This window comes from Ruegeria arenilitoris (assembly GCF_013031355.1).
GTDB classification, from domain to species: domain Bacteria; phylum Pseudomonadota; class Alphaproteobacteria; order Rhodobacterales; family Rhodobacteraceae; genus Ruegeria; species Ruegeria arenilitoris_C.
In genome coordinates this window covers 68,118-87,389 of record NZ_WPZO01000009.1, presented here as the reverse complement: position 1 = coordinate 87,389, position 19,272 = coordinate 68,118, and the positions used below count along the sequence as shown (strand labels likewise).

Below are 19,272 nucleotides of genomic sequence, written 5' to 3'. Positions count from 1 at the left end.
CCCGGAGGAGACAACACATGACGACATATCCAGTGAACATGGCCGTAAAACCCGACGTTTTCGCGTTTTTTGACGAGGCCACGAATACTATCAGCTATATCGTCAAGGACCCGGGTTCGAACGCCTGCGCCATTGTCGACAGCGTTATGGACATCGACTACGCGGCGGGCCGTATCACCTTTGATCACGCGGATGAGCTGATCCGGGTGATTACGGAAAAAGGGCTGAAGCTGGAGTGGATCATCGAAACCCATGTCCACGCCGATCACCTTTCCGCCGCGCCGTATATTCAGGAAAAACTGGGCGGCAAGATCGGGGTCGGATCGAAGATCACCGTGGTTCAGGATACGTTCGGAAAGGTCTTCAACGAAGGCACTGAATTTCAGCGCGACGGGTCGCAGTTCGATGCGCTGTTCGAGGATGGCGACACCTACATGATCGGCACGATGCAGGCCTTTGCTATGTATACGCCCGGTCACACGCCGGCCTGCATGGTGCATGTGATGGGCGACGCGGCCTTTGTTGGCGACACCTTGTTCATGCCCGACGGCGGTTCGGCCCGCGCCGATTTCCCGGGCGGGGATGCAGGCATTCTGTATGACTCGATCCAGAAGGTTCTGGCCCTGCCAGATGAAACAAGGCTGTTCATGTGCCACGACTATGGGCCGAACGGGCGCGATATCGCCTGGGAAACCAGCGTGGCCGAGGAAAAAGCCCAAAACATCCATGTTGGCGGCGGTAAGACGAAGGAGGAGTTCGTCAGGTTCCGCACCGAACGGGATGCCACGCTTGCCATGCCCAATCTCATCATCCCCTCTCTGCAGGTCAACATGCGGGCCGGCGAGGTGCCGACCGACGCGGACGGCAAACCGATGCTTAAAGTGCCGGTCAACGGGCTGTAAGCCGCAATAGGGAGGAGAGCCATGGAACTTCGTACCATATCGCCCAAGTTCACGGTCAGCCCGCAGATCACGATCGAAGACGTACAGGTCATCGCGTTACAGGGATACCGTTCGATCATCTGCAACCGGCCGGATGGCGAAGGCGCCGACCAGCCATCGTTCAAGGAGATCGCAGCAGCTGCCGAGGCTGCAGGGATCGAAGCGCGCTATGTCCCGGTGCAGTCCGGCATGGTGAAAGATCAGGACGTTGCTGCGTTTGGAGAGGCGTTGGAGGACGTACAGCGCCCGGTTCTGGCCTATTGTCGGACCGGAACACGCTCGGCGACGCTGTGGTCGTTTCACGAGGCCAAGAAACGCCCCATGTCCGAGATCCTGATGGCCACCAAGGCTGCGGGTTATGACATGAACGGTGTTGCCCGCCGCATCGCTAATGGCGGGAAAACCCCGACCGATACAGGCGACGCGCATTTTCAGGTTGTGATTGTCGGCGCGGGCGCGGGCGGCATTTCGGTCGCCGCCAGCCTCAAATCGCGGCAACCTGATTTGGACATCGCGGTGATCGACCCCGCCGATATTCACTACTATCAGCCCGGCTGGACCATGGTGGGCGGCGGCATCTTTGACGCTCAGACAACGGCGAAAACCATGGGCAGCCTGATCCCGAAAGACGTCCACTGGATCAAGGCCGCGGTCGCCGCGTTTGAGCCGCAGAACAACGCCGTCGTTCTGGACGGGTGCCGGGTGGTGAAATACGACCGCCTTGTCGTATGCCCCGGGTTGAAGCTGGATTGGGGCAAGGTCGAAGGGCTGGAAGAGACCTTGGGCCGTAATGGCGTGACATCGAACTACCGGTATGACCTTGCGCCCTACACCTGGCAACTGGTGCAAGAGATGAAAGAGGGCAGAGCGTTGTTCACACAGCCGCCAATGCCAATCAAATGCGCTGGTGCGCCGCAAAAAGCTATGTACCTCTCGGGCGACGCCTGGTTTCGAAACGGTGCGCTAAAGGATATCGATATCCAGTTCATGAACGCGGGTGGCGTGCTGTTCGGGGTCAAGGATTATGTCCCGGCGCTAGAGCGGTATGTCGAGAAATACGGCGCCACGCTGAATTTCTTCCACAATCTGGTGTCGATCAACGGGCCAGCTAAAAAGGCGGTTTTTGAAGTGATCAAACCGGATAGCGACCCGGATACGGTCGAGGTCGAGTTTGACATGATCCATGTCTGCCCGCCCCAGACGGCGCCCGATTTCGTGCGCGTCTCGCCGCTGGCCGATGCGGCCGGCTGGGTCGATGTGGATCAATCGACACTGCGCCACAAAACCTACGACAATATCTGGTCGCTCGGTGACGTGATGAATGCTCCTAATGCAAAAACTGCCGCCGCGGCACGCAAACAGGCGCCAACCGTGGCGGGCAACATCGTGGCCGACATCGCAGGGCGTTCGGCTGTGGCGCAATATGACGGGTATGGCTCCTGCCCGCTGACGGTCGAGCGCGGCAAGATCGTGCTGGCCGAATTCGGCTATGGCGGTGCGCTGAAACCCAGTTTCCCGCGTTTCCTGATCGACGGAACGGAACCAAGTCGCATGGCATGGTTCCTGAAGGAAAGCCTGCTACCGCCGATCTACTGGAAGGCCATGTTGCGCGGCAAGGAATGGATGGCGCGGCCCGAGAAGCTGAATGTCGCACCAGAATAAGAACTGGGTTTGTGTGTTTTGCGCTCAATGACAAGCGGGGGGTGCTGACCGCACCGCCCGCTCTGAACACCGGAAAGTCTAAATGATCAAACGACTCCGCCAATTTGTCCCCGTTCTGGACTGGGGCCGAACCTATACGCGCGGCGCCTTTTCAAACGACCTCATTGCGGCCCTGATCGTGACCATCATGCTGATCCCGCAATCACTGGCCTATGCCTTGCTGGCCGGCTTGCCGCCCGAGGCAGGAATTTACGCATCTATCGTGCCCATTGTGCTATATGCGATCTTCGGCACTAGTCGTGCGTTGGCGGTTGGGCCCGTAGCGGTGGTTTCACTTTTGACGGCAACAGCCATCGGGCAGGTGGCCGAACAGGGCACGGCGGGCTATGCGGTTGCGGCGCTGACGCTGGCCTTTCTGTCCGGCGGGTTTCTGGTGCTGATGGGGATTCTGCGCCTTGGGTTTCTGGCCAATTTCCTCAGCCATCCGGTCATTGCCGGGTTCATCACGGCCTCGGGCATCCTGATCGCGACTAGTCAGGCCAAACACATTCTGGGGATCAGCGCGCATGGGCACACGTTGCCGGAAATGCTGGGTTCGATCTTTCGGCACCTCCCTGAGATCAATTGGGTAACCGTGGCAATCGGAACCCTGGCGACAGGGTTTCTGTTCTGGGTGCGAAAAAACCTCAGACCGTTTCTGAACCGTCTGGGGGTGCCGCCGGTGCTGGCCGATATTTTGACCAAGGCCGGGCCTGTTGCCGCCGTGGTCGCCACGACCGTTGCTGTTTGGAGGTTTGATCTGGCCAATGAGGGCGTGCAGATCGTCGGGAGCGTCCCCCAAAGCCTGCCGCCCCTGTCGCTGCCGGGGTTTTCCCCGGATCTGATCAGGGCGCTTGCGGTTCCCGCAATCCTGATTTCGATCATTGGTTTTGTCGAAAGCGTTTCGGTGGCGCAAACTCTGGCGGCCAAGAAACGTCAGCGGATCGATCCGGATCAGGAGTTGATCGGTCTTGGCGCAGCAAATCTGGGTGCTGCCTTCACCGGGGGTTATCCGGTCACCGGCGGGTTTGCCCGCTCGGTCGTCAATTTCGACGCCGGGGCGGAAACGCCAGCGGCGGGTGCTTTTACCGCCATCGGTCTGGCTATCGCGGCGGTCGCCTTGACGCCATTAGTCTTCTTCCTGCCCAAGGCCACGCTGGCGGCGACCATCATTGTCGCAGTGCTCAGCCTTGTGGACCTGTCCATCCTGAAGAAAACCTGGGGCTATTCCCGCGCCGATTTTACCGCCGTTTCCGCAACCATTCTGCTGACGCTGGGGCTGGGGGTCGAGGTTGGAGTGGCGTCGGGCGTGGCGATCTCCGTACTTTTGCACCTCTACAAGACCTCGCGCCCACATGTGGCCGAGGTTGGGCTTGTCCCCGGAACCCAGCATTTCCGGAACATCCTGCGTCATGAAGTCGAAACCGTGCCCTCGCTGGTGACACTGCGCGTTGATGAAAGCCTGTATTTTGTGAATGCGCGTTTTCTGGAGACATTGATCCAAAGTCGCGTGACCGAAGGAAGCGCGGTTCGGAACGTGGTGCTGATGTTCTCGGCGGTGAATGAGGTGGATTTTTCCGCCCTCGAAAGCCTCGAGGCGATCAACCACCGGCTGACCGACATGGGGATTGGTCTGCATCTGTCCGAAGTCAAGGGACCAGTTATGGACAGGCTGAACCGCACGCATTTCCCCGAGGTGCTGAACGGTCAGGTGTTTCTTTCACAATATGACGCCTGGACAAGCCTTTCCCACAGCGAAACTTGCGCGGATGGCGCGACTAGACTGTCGTCGGTCGGCGGGTAACTCCCGACGCCGGGTCATCCATCAAGTCGCGCGGGCAGTGTCCGTTTTGTCTGACTGGCGCGCCGAAAGCGCCTGTTCCGTCAGGGTTGCCACCAGATTTTGCGCGGCATTCAAGTCGACGGGTTCAACACGGGTTGCGTGTTGCAGCCACACCCCGTCAATCAGAGCAACAATCATGCGCGCAATATGCCCGGCCTCGTCATCGGAATAAAGCGGTGCAATGGCCGAGCGAACAACGTCCAGGTTCTGCTGCTGATAGCGCAGCAATTCCTGATGATACTCGGCGTCCGACCCGGCAAGGCAATAGAGCGTCAGCCAGACCGACGACAGTCGCTTGTTCGACTGCTCGGGCGCAAGTGCCATGCGCACCAGCGCCAGCACCTTGTCCCGGGGCGGAGTGTCCTGTTCCGCGATCAGGTCCAGCTGCTCCCCGTAAGATGTCACCGCGTGGCGGATCGCCGCCAGCAGCAGCCCCTGTTTGGTGTCGTAGTAGTGGCAGACCAATCCGGCAGAGACACCCGCCTGATGCGCCACATCCCTGATCTTCAGCGCACAGAACCCCTGATCATTCAGCACGTCCATGGTGGCTTCAATGATCTGAAGTTTGCGGATTTCAATATCTGACAATCGGGACACGGGCTGAGATCTCCTGACTTGGGGTCGTTTTAGACGGCGCTTGGGTTGAAGGCCAGAGGCATCATTGAACCGCTGTTCAATATTCCGTTGAACGGCTGTTCAATCAGTGCTAGCCGTTCCGAAACACAAGTCCGGAGGTCCAAATGATCCGCGCAATCAACCTGACCGATGCCGGGGCACATGCCCTGATGGCTGACCCTCGTCAGATGGTCATGAGCTCGCCCGAGGTGGCCGCGCCGTTGGAATGGGAAAACCTCGTGATCGATCGTGCCTCGGACGAGGTGCGCGTCGGTACCTGGAAATGCGAACCCTACACCGATGAGATCGTCGATTACGCCTATGACGAGTTCATGTACATGATCGCCGGCACGGTCGAGTTGATCTACCTCGACGGCAGCTCTGACAGGTTCGGGCCCGGCCAAGCGTTCCTGCTGCCTAAAGGATTCACAGGCACGTGGAACCAGCCCGACACGGTCGTCAAATTCATGGCGATGATCCGCTGAATCGGATGGAGCATTACGACTATATCATTGTGGGTGCAGGGTCCGCGGGCTGTGTGCTGGCGAACCGGTTGGGCGAAGATATACGCAAGCGCATTCTGGTGCTTGAGGCCGGGGGCAGCGACAATGCCTTGATCGTGCGGATGCCGTCGGCCCTGTCGATCCCGATGAATACCAAACGCTTCAACTGGGGGTTCGTGACCGAGCCAGAGCCGCATCTGGATGGGCGTGTCATGAACCTGCCACGGGGCAAGGGGTTGGGCGGGTCGAGTTCGATCAATGGCATGTGCTATGTTCGCGGCAACCCAATGGATTATGAGCTTTGGGCGGATCACGGGGCCACGGGATGGAACTGGGCCAACGTGCTGCCCTATTTCAAGCGACTGGAAAGCGCATCGGACGCGGGCGCGTTTCGGGGGCGCGGCGGCCCGATTAAAGTGACAAGGGGGTCGGAAACCAACCCGCTGTATCAGGCGTTCATCGAGGCGGGCGTTCAGGCCGGATTTGCCCGCAGCGCCAACATGAACGACCTTCAACATGAGGGCTTTGGCCCGATGGAAATGAATGTCGGCGGGGGTGAGCGCTGCAGCGCCGCTGTTGCCTATTTGCGCCCGGCCATGGCGCGGGGCAACGTCCGGGTCGTGACCCACGCTCATACAACGTGCATCCTGACAAAGGGGCGCAAAGCGGTCGGCGTTGAATACGATCATAAGGGACACCGGGTTCAGGCGCGGGCCTCAGAGGTGGTTTTGTCCGCAGGCTCGATCATGTCCCCCGTCATTCTGCAGCGGTCGGGCATCGGGCCGGGGGGTGAACTGCAACAGGCCGGGATCGATGTTGTCCATGACCTGCCCGGCGTTGGCGGTAATCTGATGGATCATCTGGAGTTGTACGTGCAGCAGGAATGCACGCAGCCGGTATCTCTCTACCCGCATATGAGCCTGATGGGCAAAGCCCGGATTGGGCTGCGCTGGCTGCTGCGCCGTGATGGTCTGGGGGCCACCAATCACTTCGAGGCGGGGGCTCATATCCGCAGTCGTGCCGGTGTCCTTTACCCGGACATTCAGTTTCATTTCCTGCCGCTGGCCATTTCCTATGACGGGAAATCGCTGGCCAAGGGCCATGGGTTTCAGGTGCATGTCGGCACCAAAAGATCGAAAAGCCGGGGCAGAGTGCGGCTGAATGCGTCGGACCCGCTGGGTGCCCCCCGCGTCCGGTTCAACTATATGAGCCACGAGGACGATTGGCATGAGATGCGCACCTGTGTCCGCCTGACGCGCGAGATATTCCAGCAGCCAGCCCTGGCTCCATTTGCCGGTCAAGAACTTGCTCCGGGACCGGATTGCAACAACGACGTGCAGATCGATCAGTTCATCAAGGACAAGGTCGAAAGCGCCTATCACCCCTGCGGCACCTGCCGGATGGGCGAGGATTCGCAATCCGTCATCGACCCCAAAACGATGCGCGTTCACGGGATGGACGGCTTGAGCGTCGTAGACGCCTCGGTCATGCCGCAGGCCACGGCCGGAGATCTCAACGTGCCGACACTGATGCTGGCGGAGCGCGCCGCTGATCTGATCAGAGGCACCAACTTACTCGCCGCCGATCCGGCGCCGGTGATGGTGGATGAAAACTGGAAGAGCCGTCAGAGATCGGGGACAATTGATATGGACCTAAGCGGCAAGGATACCGGCGCGTTATTTGCTGAAGAACGCAATCTTGTGGGTGGCACAAGGTACCAATAACCGAGCATTGTCTTCAGGCCGGCAAGCGGGTCCGCACGGACCCGCCGCCTCAATCCCGATTATTCGGGCAAGTATTTATCCGACCAGCTTGTGCCCGCTGCGCCTGCAGCGATCAGGTCGTCGATCTGCCGGTCCTCATAACCCAGTCGTGCCAGAATGGTCCGCGTGTGCTGCCCATATTTCGGCATGGGCCCCGGAATGCTGATCTGTCCGGATTTTGGCCGCACTGCGTTCGGGGCGACCAGATCGCACCAGCGTCCCATCGGGTGCTGGTCGTGGCGAATGACGCGGAAAGTTGCATCGGACAGATCGATGTCACCCGCGCTTTCATGCTGCAGCGCCTTGTCGCGCGTTTCATGTAGGGACGCGAGCGGGACAACCGTGCTTTGACCCTCGGAGAATGCCGTTCGCCAGAAGGAGAGGGGCTGTGTTTTGAACCGCTCTGCCAAGGCGTCATGCAGACCATCCAGCGGCACTTCTGTAAGGTCAGCCAACTCCGGGACACGGGCTAGCGCGGCCTGCCGCTCGGTCGGGGCGGCGAAGAACATCCACTGATCCGCCGCTTCATAGCAATGATAAAACGGGCCCCAACCCAGCGCCTCGCGGCCTGCGGGTTCGTCAAAGGGCGCGCGACCGTCATAGTCATACATGAACTGCGCCTGAATAAGGTTGCCCGCCCCCGCCAGAGACGCCCGCGCGATACCGCCCTTTCCGGTCTCGCGCAGGCGCAGCAAGGCGCCACCCAGCGCCACGCAGGCGCAGAAACCGGTCAGAACATCGATGGTTCCGAAATGCGCGTGTTCTTCGGGCGTGCCCATGCCGCCACCAAAGCGCAACATCACACCGGTGGCCGCCTGCGCCAGATCGTCATAGCCCAGATGGTCGGATTTCGGCCCGCGCATCGGCCCACCGAACGCATCCAGCTGAACCAGAATGAGACGCGGATTGATCGCGCTGAGGCGTTCGGGAGAAAGCCCCAGCTTGTCGCGCTGCTCGTCCGTGCCGTTCATCGTTATCACGTCGGCTTCGGCAATGAGTTTGGCCAAAACCTCTTGCCCTTCGTCGCTGCGCAGGTTCAGCAGGATGTTTTCCTTGCCCCTTTGGGCGTGAATGCCAAAGACCACAGTGTTCCAAGGGTCGACCGAGGGCTCAACCGGTTGCACCAGTGTCACCTCGGCCCCATAGCGCGCCAAAGTTGATCCGATGGTCGGCCCTGCGATGACATTGGTCAGATCCAAAACCTTCAGGCCGTCCAGCCAGCCGCCGCCGCCTGAATTGCCGCTAGCGCGTGGGTCATCGGCCAGCAATGCGTCCAAGTCAGCAGTTGTCGGACCGGTCTTTTCTGCCGCCGCCTTATCCCCGGACAACCAGGCCACGTTGCCCATCTGGCGCATCTCGCCGTGGCGGGCATCTTCGACCTGCAGAACCAGACCAGACGCCAGCGCGTGGGGATCAGCCAACCATTCCTTGCTGAACCGCTGCGCCGTCGCCGGGGCTTTGGCGGTGCCGAACAGCTCTTCCCACTCATGCGCGGGGCGGGACAGAAATGCCTCTTTCATCGCCGAGGACACGCGCGCCCGATCAGAGGCTCCGACCGGGTAGTTGCGCATCGACCATTCCGCAGGCCAGTCCTTGGTGTCCAGATAGGCCGAGAAATCGGGCATCTCATCCGCTAGATCCTTGAGCCCCAGCGTCTCTAGCACGCGGCGCGGATGCGTGGCGACCGAGCCAGAGACCACATAGAACCTCCGCCCGTCGGCACAGGTATATGTGCGATAGAACGGGTCGAGGAATTCGGACAGCTCATCGAATTCAAGATTCATCGGCAAGCCTTCGGCGGCGCGCCGATCCAGTTCGACCTCGCGCGGGGACTTGTAGCGTTCCGGGTAATCCTCGATCTGCTCGCAATTGTAGATCAGGCCTTCCAGCAGCGCGGCGGCCAGGGGGACCTCGATATGATCCCCGCCATTGCGCTCGCGCGCGTTCAGGGCGAACAGAACGGCCATGGCGCCAAAGCTTGCGCCGTAGGCCGAGGCCAGGGTCAGCGGTGTGAAGGACGGGTTGATGCCCATCAGTCGACGATTCAGGCCCATATCGGTGAATTGCCCGGTATAGGCGGCGATCACGGCCTCCCAGGCGGGCAGCGCGGCCAGTTCGGTATCGGTCGACGCAAAGCCGGGCATGGAGAGGTAGACCAGTTGGTCATTTGCCGCCCGTAAGACATCCGGCCCCAGCCCAAGGCGATCCATTACGCCCGGCCGGAAATTCTCGATCACTACATCGGCGCGTTTGGCCAGTTCGATCGCGGTACCGCGCCCCTCATCCGTTTTCAGATCCAGCGTCAGGGTTTTCTTCCCACGTGAGATCATCCGAAACGCGGGATCGTCAAAGGCAGGGCCGTTAGGTGGGTCAATCCGAATGACTTCGGCCCCCATGTCGGCCAGCATCATGCCAACAAGAGGGGCCGCCAGGTATTGCCCGAAATCAAGGACGCGGATGTGGGATAGTGGGCGATGGGTCATGAGAGTTTCACACAGACTTTTCGTTAGGGGCTTGCGATTCACGAACAGATGAAAGGCAAACCCGCTGAAAGTACACTGGCCAAAACATAATGCAGTGTATAACAATTTGTTATGGAAAGAGTGATACGTCCCATCTCTGGTTCACTGAACGCCTTGCTGGTTCTTGAGGTCGCGGTGCGCCATGCCAGCCTGTCCCGCGCGGCCGAGGAACTGGGGCTGAGCCAACCAGCTGTTTCACGGCATATTTCAACACTCGAAAGTCGGCTGGGGCAGGTGCTGTTCGAACGCAACAACAATCAGATCGTTCCTTCTGCCGCCGCTGTGCGCCTGGCTGATGCCGTGGCTTTGGGGTTTGGCCACCTGGATCAGGTCTGGACCGAGATTTCGGCGCCCGCCGACCGGCAGGAGGTGACGCTGGCCTGCTCGTTCGGCTTTGCCGACCAATGGCTGATGCCACGTTTCTCGGAACTTCGCGAGCATCTGGGCGGATCAAAAGTGCGGGTCGTCACAACAGATCAGCTGGGTGACATCGACCTGAGCCGTTTGGACGCCGCCGTGGTCTGGAACACCGCTGGATTGCCGGACCGGCCGTTCATCCCGTTGATCAAATCCGAAGTGTTCCCCATCTGCAGCCCCGATTTCCTGGCCGCGCACCCGGAAGCTAAGGACAATATTTCTCAGCTGCCGCCGTCGCTGTTCCTGCATTTCGATGTCAGGGAATCTGGCTTTCTGACGTGGCAGGGATGGTTCGAACGCATGGGTCTGCAGGCGCCGCCCTTTGATCGGAAATCCGAATTCGACGCCTATCCTTTTCTACTGCAATCCGTCCGGCGCGGAGAAGGGGTGGGCCTGGGCTGGCATGGTCTTGTCGATCAAGCGCTTGCGAAGGGCGAAATTCTTCGGCTTGGGCCGAGCATATCCGACCGAGACTATTCCTATTTCCTGCAGCATCGACCGTTCCGCGATAAAGAAGGCGCTCTGGCGCGCTTGGCGGATTGGTTCGAGACGGCGACTTCGGAAGATTTGGAAGGCATGGCGTAGGGGCTAAGCAATCAATCCGTGACGCGTTTCGGCGCGGTCAGGTATCGACCACACCCTGAGGCAGGCCCTCGCTCCAGTTCCGCAGTGCGTCCAGAAACCCAAGTGCGGTGCGCCCCAATTCGGTGATTTCGTACTGGACCGAGACCGGCGCGGTATCCATTACCTCGCGTTTCACCAGACCGTGGGCCTCTAGCTGGCGCAGGCGTTCTGTGATCATCTTCTTGCTGGCGCCTCCAATCAGGCGGGACAGATCGTTGAAGCGCACCGGACCGTCCTTCAGATGCCACAGGATAGACCCCGTCCATTTGCCGCCAATGATCCGCATTCCACGCTCAATCGGGCAAGGCTCTGAACAAGCGTCATAGACCTGTCGCCGCCCTTTGCCATCGTCTTCTAGACGTGCCCGCATCCTGCACCTCCGTCGCTCAGGGACTAGGTTACCAAAAGTAAACTAGTTGCATTTCCTCTATTGGGAACACAATTTCATCACGACGCCGCGCAAAGTCAAGCGGCATCCGAGACAATGAACAAGGAACCAGACATGAGCAACGTTCTGATCATCAATGGCACACAACCCTATGAATTCGCCCCGGGCCGGTTGAACGCAAGCCTGGCGCAAAAAGCGCGGGATGCGCTAGAAGCCAAGGGTCATGCGGTGCGCCTGACAACCATTTCGGACGGTTATGACATTGACGCCGAGGTGGACGCGCATGTCTGGGCCGATTTGGTCATCATGCAATTCCCGGTGAACTGGATGGGAACCCCCTGGGTTTTTAAGAAATACATGGACGAGGTCTATACCGCCGGAATGAACGGCCGCCTGGCCAACGGCGATGGCCGCACCACCGAAGCGCCGAAAGCGAATTACGGTATGGGCGGAGCGCTGAAGGACAAAAGATACTTGCTGTCCGTGACCTTCAACGCACCGCAAGAGGCGTTCGACAACCCGTCAGAACCCTTCTTTGCAGGTGACAGCGTCGATGATTTGCTGCGCCCGGTGCATCTGACCGCCAAGTTCCTTGGTATGCAGCAGCTGCCGACCTTCGCCGCGTTTGACGTGATGAAAAACCCGGCGATCGAAGCCGACTTCAAACGCTTTGACACCCACCTGACCACTGTTTTCGCCGAGGCCGAACATGTCCCAGCCTGATATACATCTCTATACCGCGGCCACCATGAACGGCTACAAGCCGGTGATCTTTCTGGAGGAGGCGGGTGTTCCATATGACCTCACCGCCATTGATTTTTCAAAGCAGGAGCAGAAAACGCCGGACTTTCTGAAACTCAATCCCAATGGCAAAATCCCAACGATCGAAGACCGGGCTGAGGGGCGGGCGATTTTCGAAAGCGGGGCTATCCTTTGGCACCTGGCCGAGAAATACGGGAAGTTTCTGCCCGCCGATCCGGTTAAACGGTCCGAGGTAATGCAATGGATGTTCTTTCAGGTCGGCCATGTCGGCCCGATGATGGGCCAGGCGATGTATTTCCAGCACATCGCCGCGCCAAACGGCCATGAGGAACCGTTTTCGATCAAACGCTATGTCGACGAGTCTCGTCGGCTACTTGAGGTTCTCAACACCCATCTTGAGGGCCGCGAATGGTTAGCGGCGGGGGAATACACCATCGCAGATATGATGATCTATCCTTGGGCGCGTGCGTATGTCTGGGCACGCGCCAGCGTCGAAGGCCTACCGCACCTTCAGGCATGGTTTGACCGGATCGACGCCCGCCCGGCGGTGCAAAAGGCCCTGACCATTCCAAAAGCAAATCCGCATTTTTGGGACACGGAGGCCGATGCCAGCGCCTTTGCCAAGGAAAATGCAGCCCGATTTGCCGGGGATGTCAGGAAAGACTGAGTGCAGATCCGCCATTGATCCCAACGATCATGGCGGAACGCCGCCCGAACGGTAATGCGCCGCATCAAACGCTGTGCCCTGTAATTTGGTACCGTCGGCGGTAGAAATTTCGTATATACAGCGTCGTTACAACCATTGCCTGTTTCCTTATCCGGCGGCATATGCCTTCTTGGGTAGGTAACTTGATCTTGGGGAGAGCATTGCGTCAGCGACCGCAATCCCCAAGACCCGGGCCTGGAAGACGTATCGCCATGATTGAAACTATATCGGAGCACAAAAACCTGCGCGCGAAACTTTATTGGTGGCTGGAGCGGCCAGACCGAAGCGCGACCGGGCCATGGCTGCTTGAGATCGCTTTGATCCTTCTGATCTCACTCAATGTCACCGCTGTCATCCTTGAGACGGTCGCATCCATCTACACGCGCTGGCACCTTGCGTTCGATCTGTTCGAAGGGGTTTCTCTGATTGTTTTTGTGGCGGAATATGCCACGAGGCTCTGGGTCGCGCCGGAAGATCCAAATTACAAATCCCGTTTGGATTGGATCAGATCTCCGCTGGCCGTGATTGACCTGCTGGCGATATTGCCAGCGCTGCTCTACCTGTTTTTCCCGATGGATCTGCGTATCCTGCGGACATTCCGGATGTTGCGGCTACTCAAACTGACCCGCTATTCTCCGGCGCTTGGGATGTTGTTTGCCGTTTTCGAGGAAGAGGCCGGGTCCTTTTTTGCTGGGTTCTTCATCCTGATGGTCATGCTGGTTTTTGCCGCCAGTGGCGCGTGGATCGCCGAGCACGACGCGCAGCCCGAAGCGTTTGGATCAATCCCCGCGGCGATGTGGTGGGCCATGGCGACATTGACGACCGTAGGCTATGGTGACGTGACGCCGGTCACAGTGGCCGGAAAGTTGTTTGGCGCTTTGATTACGGTGATCGGCATCGGTATGGCGGCGTTGCCCGCAGGGATCCTTGCCAGCGGCCTCAACGATCAGCTGCACCGGCGCCGCGCCAGGATGGAACGCGAATTTCGCGCCGCGCTGGAAGATGGCGATATCTGCGATGATGATGAAAAGGATATCGAAGCCCTGAGAAAACAGTTGGGCCTGTCGCATCGCGCCGCCAATCACATTCGCGAACACATCCATTCCGAGGCGCAATCAGAGGCAGGCCGCTGTAAAGCCTGCGGTCAGTCCCTTCCGGTGCCGGAGGGGACACAAGACTAAGCTGCCGGGTTTTTCCGATTCACTGGTGACCGACCTCAGTTCAGAAACCAGTCGGCCGGATTGCCGTAACAAACGCGCGTGACCAGATCCTCTGCCAAGGCCATGTCGTTGGGCATATGTCCCTCGGCCATCCAACGGCCGATCATCTGACAGAGCAGGCGTCTGAAATACTCGTGCCGCGGGAAGGACAGAAATGAGCGCGAGTCGGTCAGCATTCCGACGAACCGCGACAGCAAGCCCATCTGCGCCAACTGGGTCATCTGGCGCTCCATCCCGTCGAGCTGGTCGTTGAACCACCAGGCCGTGCCCGCCTGTATTTTCCCCGGTTCGCTGCCGTCCTGAAAGTTCCCGGCTGTGGTCACCAGTATTTCGTTCTGTGAGGGGTCTAGCCCATACAGGATGGTCCGCGGCAGGCCGCCGTGGTTTTCAATGGCGTTCAGCAGCGCATTCAGCGGCGCCGCGATTGCAGCATCGTTGATCGAATCGCAGCCGATATCCGGCCCAAGTAGATTGAACAGGCGCGTGTTTGTGTTACGCAGCGCCCCGATATGGAACTGCATGACTAGCCCACGCTGTGTATAGGCGCGGCCCAGTTCGACCAGGGTGGCAGCCTGAAAATCCGCCTGTTCCTGCGCGGTTGTCGGCTCGCCCCTGCGGGCGCGGTCCAGAATGGCGTCGCGGTCCGATCTTGTAAGGGGTTCGAACGCGGCCAGCCGGTCCAGCCCGTGATCCGTCGCCTTGCACCCGGCTTCGACGAAGGCGTCCAGACGGACAAGCAGCGCGGCAATCAGATCGTCGAACCCCCGGATCGGGGTGCTCGAGATATCCGACAGCCGGTCGAGATAGGTCCCATAGTCGGGCTTTTCGATCTTGAAGGCCGCGTCGGGGCGGAAGCTGGGGGCCACTGTGAACCCCAGATCGGGAGTGGCAGCCAGCGCCTTGTGCGCGCTCAAGTCGTCACAAGGATCATCCGTCGTTCCGACAAAGCGCACATTCATTTGCCGCAGCAATCCGCGCGCCGAGCAATCGTGCTGAGACAGTTTGGAACCGGCAACCTCCCAAACCTCTTCTGCGGTGTCGGGGCTCAGCACCCCCTGCCAGTCGAAGTAGCGGGACAGTTCAAGATGACTCCAGTGATACAACGGATTACCCAGACAATGGGGCAGCGTTTCGGCAAAGGCGCGGAACTTGTCGCGGTAGCTCGCGCTGCCGGTGACATGTGCCTCGTCGATCCCGTTCCAGCGCATTGCCCGCCATTTGTAATGGTCGCCTTCCAGCCAGATCTCGCCCAGATCGGACCAGACCCGGTCCTGCAGGATCGCCTGCGGGTCGAGGTGGTTGTGGAAATCGACGATAGGCAGCGGGGCCGCGACGTCATGATAAAGCCGTTCGGCCTGCGGAGTGGTCAGCAGGAAATTGTCGCTCAGAAATTCGGTCACGGGTTGGGGCCCTCCAGCTGCATGGCCTGGGACAAAGCGTCCCGTGCGCCAAGTATTGAAAGTGCCTGATAGGCGCTATGAAGCGTGGCTTGGAAACCGGGAGTGACCACGAGATCGGCGGGAAACACCTGCTCAATATCCAAAAGAGCGTCGACATAGGCGTCTCCGTCGGGGAGATTGGCGCATTGTGCCAACGTATCGGCCAACGGGTCCTGAACGGTCAGGGCCGAACCGTCCTCCGTCTGCCCACGCAGAAACCGCATCCATCCCGCGACGGCCAAGGCTGAAATAGGCCAGGGCGAGCCGTCGCGCAGGTGATCAGCAATCGGGGCCAGCAGGCGCTGCGGCAATTTCTGGCTGCCATCGGCCGCGATCTGGATCGTCCGGTGATGCAGATGGCTGTTGCTGAACCGCTCGATCAGGCGATCGGCGTATGCGGTCAGGTCAATATGATCGGGCATGCGCAGGGTGGGGGCCTGCTCGTTCAGCATTAGGTGTCGAGCTGCTGCGCGGAACACCGGGTCCTGCATACAATCCGCCACAGTCTCATGCCGGGCCAGCGCCCCAAGATAGGCCAGACAGGAATGTGCGCCGTTCAGCATCCGCAGCTTCATCTCTTCGAACGGGGCGACATCGTCTACAAACTCGGCCCCGGCCAGATGCCAGTCAGGACGACCAGCGGCGAAATCATCCTCGATCACCCATTGGCGAAACGGTTCGCACAAAATGCCATTCGGGTCCGGGTGCCCCAGTATTCGTGTCAGCAGAGCTTGGCCCTCGTCAGTCATCGCGGGCACGATCCGGTCGACCATCGAACAGGGAAAGGTGCAGGTGTCGGCGATCCATTCCGCCAGCGCGGCGTCCCGCATCCGGGCGAGCGCCAGAACCGCCTTTCGGCAGGCATGACCATTTGCAGGAAGGTTGTCGCAGGACAGGATGGTCAGCCCGCCATGCTCTGCCGATCTGCGGCGATGCAGTCCCTCGACAATGGTTCCGATGGCGGTTTTGGGGGCTTGGGGGTTTTCAAGGTCGTGGCGGATGCCCGGCAAGGTCAGGTCAAGCCGATCCCCGGCAAGGCAATACCCTTTCTCGGTAATGGTCAGCGTGACGATACCCAAGGCCGGGCTGGCCATCAGGTCCGGTATCGCGTCTGAGCCGTCCCGCCCGGGATGCAGGGTCTGTGTGATACAGCCGACCCGGCGGGCCGAGGCGCCCTGATCGGATGTGGTGACAACGGTGTACCAGCCCCCCGCCTGATCCAGTGCGCTCAGCTGATCGGCCCCGGTATTCAACCGCGCCGCAACTACGCCCCAATCGGCTTGCGTTTCCTCCAACGCAAGATCGGTATAGAGCAGCGGATGCGCCCGGGCGAAAGCACCAAATCCAAGGTGCAGAATGCGTGGTCGTAAGGCGGTGCGGTAATATCCGGCCTGAACCACCGGGATGTCTGGGCTTTGCAAAACGTCCTCCTGTGCCCTTATTTCAGCATCTGAAAACGGTGGAGCCCACCGGACTCATGGCGTTGCCCCTGCACGGTCAGAGCCTGCCCCAGAGGAGTGCGAATTTCCACGTGATCGAAATGGGGCGGCCTGTTACCAGACATTGACCATGACAGGGTCGCTTCCTGTGCGCCGCCGCTAAGCTCAATCCGGGTCAGGCAGAATTGCCCGTCCGTCGCGGCGGTGCTTTTGCCGTCATCGTCATACATCCATGAGGTGTAGGAGGCACCGTGTTGCGCAGCGGGAAAGGCCATCAAAACCCTGCGGCCCTCAAGCTCCGGCGTGGCCCGGCTGGTGTCTTCCGACAGCGGCAGCACCGCACCGCCCTTCACGAAAACCGGGATGCTGGACAAGGTGACCGGCAGCTCGAGGCGGGTTCCACCCGGGTGCCAGGTATTGGTCTCCAGATGCCACCAGCCGCCGGGCCACTCGGGAAGAACAACGTCGCGGTGCGTTGTGCCCGGTTCAAAGACCGAGGCCACCAGCAGGTCCGGCCCCAGCATGAAATCGAACTGACGGTCCCGACAGGCGGGGTCGTTAGGAAAGTCCAGAAACAGGGGCCTTAGGATCGGCTCATGCTCGGCCACTGCGCGGTAGAGTTGGGTATAGAGGTAAGGCAGTAGGCGATAGCGCAGCCGGATCGCGTCGCGCACGAGGTCAGTAACCTCAGGGTGCATCCAGGGTTCGTTGACCGTGCCGTCGTCATTCCAGGAATGGATGGTGAAGCGCGGGTGGAAAATCCCGTTCTGAACCCAGCGTAGGAACAGTTCCGGATCGGGTTTCGCTCCGGCAAACCCGCCGACATCATGGCCGATATTGAAAAACCCCGACATACTGAGCCCCAGCCCCATCGGGATATTCCATTTCAACGTCTCCCAACTGGTTCGGTTGTCTCCGGTCCAGGTCTGGGCATAGCGCTGTGTGCCCGGCGCGGCACAGCGGGAAATCAAGTAAGGCCGCGTGTTGGGGTCAAAAGCACGCTGCGCCTCGTCCGAGGCGCGGGTCATGAGCTGGCTCATCAGAGGGCGGATCTGTTCAATGCCGCGTTCTTCCCCAAAACCATTGCATCGGGCAGCACTGTCCCAGATTTCATATTCGTTATTGTCATTCCAGGTCGAGCCGATCCCGCGTTGCAACAGCGCGTCAGTGACATTCGATTGCCACCAGCGGATGGTGGCCGGGTTGGTGAAATCCAGATGGCTGCCTTGCCCGTCCCAGAATTGCGAGGTCTCGGGGGCGTCGGTGTCTGCGTCCCGCACAAACAGGCCGTCTCGGGCTGCTGCACCATATTGTGGGTGATCGTCCAGAAGCACCGGTTTGATATTGGCGATCAGGTGGATGCCTTCCGCATTAAACTCATCGGCGACCGTCTGAAAGCGGGGGAACTTGTCGGTGTTCCAGTTGAAAACGTAGCGGCGGTTTCCAATCGAGGTGTAGCCTGACGACATCTGAAAACTGTCGCAGGGAATGTCGTGTTCTCGCAGTTGGCCCAGAAACCCCAGCATCTGATCCTGAGCGTTTTTGGCATCGGTGTAAGCCATCGAAGACGCAGAGTAACCCAGGCTCCAGCGCGGCAGAAAGGCTGTGCCGCCCGTCAGCGCTGCATGTTGTTTGATCACGCCGCGCAGGTTCGGTGCCCAACTGACATAGAGGTCCAGATCGCCGGCCTCGGCCCTCCAGAGCCGATAGGGGGCGTGGTAGTTGTCCAGTTCGTTCCCCAGATCGAGCCAGCTGGTCGACAGGTTGTCGTAGAACAGCGCCAATGCTCCCGAGTCGGGGCGTTCGGAGATTGTGAAGGGGATGTGCTTGTACAAAGGGTCCGTGCTGCGCGCGTCATATCCCATTGCATCTAGATTGCGCATCTCGAACCGGCGGCCGTTGCGCTCCAGTGGCCCGGTTTTTTCACCCAGCCCGAAGTACCGTTCCTCCGGAAAACGGTGCATGAAATGTGCCACTTGCCGACCGTTCCGGGCGATCTGATAGGCACCGGTGGTGCGATCCTCGGCCAGAGGCTGCCAAGGCTGCGCCGGATCGGTCCTGCACTCCCATCGCAATGCCAGCGGTTCCAGAACGCTCAGGCGCAGTTGGTCGGTTTCCAGAACCAGACCGTTGTTCAGATCAACCCTGCAACCCGGGCACGCGAACCCGCTGCGATCCTCGCGGTGTCGCCCCTGCCAGGGGACGTCGCCCGCAGGCGCCACCGACCAGCTTTTGTCCATCTGCCATTGCCCATCTCGCAATAGCTGCACACGGATCAGATTGTGCTCCAACACCACGATCTTCATCAGGTGCTGACCCTCAACCAGCAGGGTCAACCCGTTCTGGTCATGATGCTGTAGGGTCCAGTGACGCAGAGTTTTCATGGCGC

General features: G+C 59.9%; 15 protein-coding genes. 9 read left to right on the top strand and 6 right to left on the bottom strand.

Annotation, left to right across the window (positions count from 1 at the left end):
* Window positions 1-17 precede the first annotated feature (17 nt).
* The 3 genes from GOX63_RS18205 to GOX63_RS18195 all read left to right on the top strand — a co-directional run bounded on the left by GOX63_RS18205 (window position 18) and on the right by GOX63_RS18195 (window position 4,446).
* Entirely contained in the window at window positions 18-902 is an 885-nt protein-coding gene (locus GOX63_RS18205) for an MBL fold metallo-hydrolase (RefSeq protein ID WP_170327669.1), read from the top strand.
* A gap of 21 nt (window positions 903-923) precedes the next feature.
* Window positions 924-2,603: a bifunctional protein tyrosine phosphatase family protein/NAD(P)/FAD-dependent oxidoreductase gene (locus GOX63_RS18200; protein WP_170327670.1), complete on the top strand. Its 1,680-nt coding sequence runs from the start codon at window positions 924-926 to the stop codon at window positions 2,601-2,603.
* Window positions 2,604-2,685: 82 nt separating this feature from the next.
* The gene (locus GOX63_RS18195) at window positions 2,686-4,446 is read left to right on the top strand and encodes a SulP family inorganic anion transporter (RefSeq protein ID WP_174826832.1); all 1,761 of its coding nucleotides are present in this window, start codon (window positions 2,686-2,688) and stop codon (window positions 4,444-4,446) included.
* 21 nt (window positions 4,447-4,467) lie between these two features.
* Here the strand turns inward: GOX63_RS18195 and betI are convergent, their stop codons facing one another.
* A complete protein-coding gene (betI, locus tag GOX63_RS18190; protein WP_170327671.1) occupies window positions 4,468-5,082 on the bottom strand; it encodes a transcriptional regulator BetI in 615 nt (204 codons plus the stop codon).
* Between the two features lie 143 nt (window positions 5,083-5,225).
* On the opposite strand from betI, the gene GOX63_RS18185 reads away from it, so the two are divergent.
* Both GOX63_RS18185 and betA read left to right on the top strand, forming a co-directional pair.
* Window positions 5,226-5,585 carry a cupin domain-containing protein gene (locus tag GOX63_RS18185; protein ID WP_170327672.1) on the top strand — a complete coding sequence of 120 codons (360 nt, stop codon included), beginning with the start codon at window positions 5,226-5,228 and terminating at the stop codon, window positions 5,583-5,585.
* 5 nt (window positions 5,586-5,590) lie between these two features.
* Window positions 5,591-7,327: a choline dehydrogenase gene (betA, locus tag GOX63_RS18180; protein ID WP_170546771.1), complete on the top strand. Its 1,737-nt coding sequence runs from the start codon at window positions 5,591-5,593 to the stop codon at window positions 7,325-7,327.
* 59 nt (window positions 7,328-7,386) lie between these two features.
* Here the strand turns inward: betA and GOX63_RS18175 are convergent, their stop codons facing one another.
* A complete protein-coding gene (locus GOX63_RS18175) occupies window positions 7,387-9,849 on the bottom strand; it encodes a CoA transferase (protein WP_170327673.1) in 2,463 nt (820 codons plus the stop codon).
* 120 nt (window positions 9,850-9,969) lie between these two features.
* Here GOX63_RS18175 and GOX63_RS18170 point away from each other — a divergent pair, with 120 nt between their 5' ends.
* Window positions 9,970-10,890, top strand: a complete 921-nt coding sequence (locus tag GOX63_RS18170) for a LysR family transcriptional regulator (protein WP_170327674.1) — start codon at window positions 9,970-9,972, stop codon at window positions 10,888-10,890.
* Window positions 10,891-10,927: 37 nt separating this feature from the next.
* On the opposite strand, the gene GOX63_RS18165 is transcribed toward GOX63_RS18170, so the two are convergent.
* Window positions 10,928-11,299: a winged helix-turn-helix transcriptional regulator gene (locus tag GOX63_RS18165; RefSeq protein WP_170327675.1), complete on the bottom strand. Its 372-nt coding sequence runs from the start codon at window positions 11,297-11,299 to the stop codon at window positions 10,928-10,930.
* A gap of 132 nt (window positions 11,300-11,431) precedes the next feature.
* Here GOX63_RS18165 and GOX63_RS18160 point away from each other — a divergent pair, with 132 nt between their 5' ends.
* From GOX63_RS18160 to GOX63_RS18150, 3 genes are all read left to right on the top strand, one after another.
* Window positions 11,432-12,040: an NAD(P)H-dependent oxidoreductase gene (locus GOX63_RS18160; protein ID WP_170546707.1), complete on the top strand. Its 609-nt coding sequence runs from the start codon at window positions 11,432-11,434 to the stop codon at window positions 12,038-12,040.
* A complete protein-coding gene (locus GOX63_RS18155) occupies window positions 12,027-12,746 on the top strand; it encodes a glutathione S-transferase family protein (RefSeq protein WP_170327677.1) in 720 nt (239 codons plus the stop codon). Before GOX63_RS18160 ends, GOX63_RS18155 begins: the two co-directional genes overlap by 14 nt.
* Window positions 12,747-12,997: 251 nt before the next feature.
* Window positions 12,998-13,966 carry an ion transporter gene (locus tag GOX63_RS18150; RefSeq protein ID WP_170327678.1) on the top strand — a complete coding sequence of 323 codons (969 nt, stop codon included), beginning with the start codon at window positions 12,998-13,000 and terminating at the stop codon, window positions 13,964-13,966.
* A 35-nt stretch (window positions 13,967-14,001) separates the two neighbouring features.
* Here GOX63_RS18150 and uxaC read toward each other — a convergent pair whose 3' ends face one another.
* From uxaC to GOX63_RS18135, 3 genes are read right to left on the bottom strand one after another with little or no spacing between them, the layout of a single operon-like run.
* The gene (uxaC, locus tag GOX63_RS18145) at window positions 14,002-15,405 is read right to left on the bottom strand and encodes a glucuronate isomerase (RefSeq protein WP_170546704.1); all 1,404 of its coding nucleotides are present in this window, start codon (window positions 15,403-15,405) and stop codon (window positions 14,002-14,004) included.
* Complete coding sequence (locus tag GOX63_RS18140; RefSeq protein WP_170327680.1) at window positions 15,402-16,865, bottom strand: mannitol dehydrogenase family protein; 1,464 nt, start codon at window positions 16,863-16,865, stop codon at window positions 15,402-15,404. Before GOX63_RS18140 ends, uxaC begins: the two co-directional genes overlap by 4 nt.
* Before the next feature lie 17 nt (window positions 16,866-16,882).
* Entirely contained in the window at window positions 16,883-19,267 is a 2,385-nt protein-coding gene (locus GOX63_RS18135; RefSeq protein WP_170327681.1) for a glycoside hydrolase family 31 protein, read from the bottom strand.
* Between the last annotated feature and the right edge of the window lie 5 nt (window positions 19,268-19,272).